The 3,045-nt window shown below is 68.0% G+C and carries 2 protein-coding genes; both read right to left on the reverse strand.

Annotated elements, in window-relative coordinates; translation table 11 throughout:
* Positions 1–46: 46 nt before the first annotated feature.
* On the reverse strand, positions 47–2,626 hold the full coding sequence (locus AC1DYX_RS29975; protein WP_477265687.1) for an EAL domain-containing protein: 2,580 nt from the start codon (positions 2,624–2,626) through the stop codon (positions 47–49).
* Positions 2,623–3,045 (reverse strand): response regulator (locus AC1DYX_RS29980; protein WP_477265688.1); only part of this gene is annotated, 423 nt, incomplete at its 5' end. The genes AC1DYX_RS29975 and AC1DYX_RS29980, both read right to left, overlap by 4 nt.

Below are 3,045 nucleotides of genomic sequence, written 5' to 3' on the forward strand. Positions count from 1 at the left end.
GATTACCGTAGGGTGGGCTCCCCGAGCCCACCAAATGTATGCAAACCTACGCCGCTTCCTCGTCCCCGCGCGGCGTCCTGCGATCGTCATACGGCCCGTGCGTGAGCCAGTACTGCCGGAACGCCTGCCGCACGTTGTCGCGCAGCTCCGTGTCGTTCCACGGCTTCGTATAAAAGCGGTAGATGGCCCCGCGGTTGATCGAATCGAGCACCGTCTCCACGCCCGTGTAGCCGGACAGGATGATGCGCATCGTGTCCGGATACATCTCCTTGACCTTGCTGAGGAATTCCGTGCCGTTCATCCCCGGCATGCGCTGGTCGCACAGCACCACCTGCACGCGGTACAGGGCCAGCAGCTCGAAGCCCTCGGTCGGCGACGAGGCCGTCAGCACGCGGTAGTTGTCGCGCCTGAACAGGCGGTGCAACGCGGTCAGTACGTTGACGTCGTCGTCCACCACGAGCAGCGTCTGGACGTTGCGGTCGTCCTCCGCCGGCCGCGTGGGCTGGGCGCGGTTTTCCAGCACCAGCCGGGCCAGGTCGGCGGGGAGGAGCGCACGCGAAAAATGAAAACCCTGGATCTCGTCGCAGCGGTGGCGGCGCAGCAGCGCCATCTGGGCGCGCGATTCCACGCCTTCCGCAATGACCTGCATGTGCAGGCTGTGCGCCATGCTGATGATGGCCAGCGCGATCGCGGCATCGTCCGGGTTGGTCGTGATGTCGCGCACGAACGCGATGTCGATCTTCAGCTTGTCGATCGGGAAGCGCTTCAGGTAGGCCAGGCTCGAATAGCCCGTGCCGAAGTCGTCGATGGCGATGCGGATGCCCGTTGCCTTCAGCCGCTCCAGCACCTGCACCGTATGCTCGAAGTTCGACATCAGCGCGCTTTCCGTCAGCTCCAGTTCGAGCATGCCGGGGTCCACGCGATGCTCCGCGAGCGCGGCGCGGATGCCGCCTTCCAGGTCGCCCTCGACGAACTGGCGGCTGGACACGTTCACGGCCACGCGCACGTCGCGCACCCCGCCCGCGTTCCAGGCGGCGATCTGGCGGCAGGCTTCGCCGACGATCCACGCGCCCACGCGCACGACCATGCCCGTGTCCTCCATGACGGCCACGAATTCGGCCGGGTACACGAGGCCGAAGCCGGGCCGGCGCCAGCGCAGCAGCGCCTCCACGCCGCTCACGCGGCCCGTGTTCAGGTCCAGCTTGGGCTGGTAGTGCAGCTCGAACTGGTCGCCGTCGATGGCGCTGCGCAGCGCCAGTTCCAGCTCCAGCCGCGCCAGCACCTGCACGTTCATCCCGGCCGTGAAGAAACGGTAGCCGTCGCGGCCGGCCTCCTTGGCGCGCACCATCGCCACGTCGGCGTACTTGACGAGCGTGCCCGGGTCGGTGGCGTCGTCCGGATACATGGCGATGCCGATGCTGGCCGTCAGCACGGCCTTCTGGCCGTTCAGGTCGAACGGCGCACGCAGCGCCTCGCGCACCTCGTTCGCCACGCTCACCGCCTCGTCCTCGGTCTGCTCGCGCGTCATCGTGAGGATCAGCGCGAACTCGTCGCCGCCGAGCCGGCCGATCGTGTCGCGCAGGCGCACGCAACGCACCAGGCGCGTGCTGAACTGGCGCAGCAATTCGTCGCCCAGCGCGGGGCCGAGCGAATCGTTGACCACCTTGAAGCGGTCGAGCGTGATGAACAGCACGACGATGCGCCAGTTCTTGTCCTGCGCGAGCTCGATGGCGTCGCGCAGCGTGTGGAAGAACAGGCTGCGGTTCGGCAGGCCGGTCAGGCTGTCGTAGTTCGAGATGTGCTTCAGGCGCTGCGCGGCCTGCAGACGCTCGCTGATGTCGCGCGCAACACCGATCAGGATGCGGTCGTGCCCCTGCTTCTGCAGCTGCCAGCTGATCTCGACCGGGACGGCGCCCTGCCCGTCCGAGCGCAGCAGCTCGGTCTCGACGATGTCGTGCTCGCGCGACGTCGATGCCGGGTCGGCATAGCGTTCGAGCTGCGCGCGTTCCGCCAGGCCCAGCGCCACGGGGGCGATGCGCAGCAGCGCGTCGCGCGAAAAGCCCAGCATGCGGCAGGCGCCGTCGCTGACGTCCACCATTGCCATCGTGCGCGCGTCGACGAGGAAGATGGCGTCCGACGTCGCGTCCATCGCGCCGCGGAAGCGCTGCAGTTCGGCCGTGCGTTCGCGCACCTTGCGCTCCATGCGTGCGCCGTAGTCGCGCGACTCCTTGTGGAACAGGCGCACCTCGAGCAGGTTGCGGATGCGCGTCAGCACCTCGACGGTGTCGAACGGCTTGCCGATGAAGTCGCGCGCCCCCGCTTCGAGCGCGGCCAGTTTCTTGTCCGGTTCGGCCGTCACGACGAGCACCGGCAGCCACGATTCGCGCTCCATCGGTTTCAACGCTTCCATCACCTGGAAGCCATCCATGTGCGGCATCTGCAGGTCGAGGATGATCAGGTCGTAGCGGTGCTGCAGGTGCAGCGCGGCCACCTGGCGCGGGTCGGTGGTGCTGGCGACGTGCTCGTAGCCGCTGGTCTTGAGCAGGAATTCGAGCAGCTGCACGTTCACCGGCTCGTCGTCGACGACGAGAATGTGCGCGTGGCGGATGTCGTTGGGCGAAATCATGGGGTAGTCCTCTCGAGCATGGCGTCGATGGCCTCGTTGAACTGGCCGATGTCGATCGGCTTGGTCAGGTAGCGCGCGAAGCCGGCCGCCAGCGCGCGGTCGATATCGGCCGGCATGGCGTTGGCGGACACCGCGATGGCGGGAATCCGCGCCGTCTCGGGCTCGCGGCGCAGCTGCGCCAGGACCTCGAGCCCGGACAGGCCCGGCAGGTTCAGGTCCATCAGGATGACGTCGGGCCGCTGGCTGCGCGCGAGCGACAGGCCGAAGTGGCCGTCCGGCGCGCTCACGAGGCGCAGGTCGGGCCGGAAGCGCACGATCTCCTGCACCAGCTTCAGGTTGGCCGGATTGTCTTCCACGTACAGCACCGTATGCTGGCACGCGGGCGCGCCGGCATCGGCCGCATCGGCCACGGCAGGTGC

The organism is Massilia sp. P2_C2 (genome assembly GCF_056404615.1).

Coding starts and splice junctions, on each gene's coding strand:
- AC1DYX_RS29975 (WP_477265687.1), bottom strand. CDS start 2,626: ATGATTTCGCCCAACGACATCCGCCACGCGCACATTCTCGTCGTCGAC.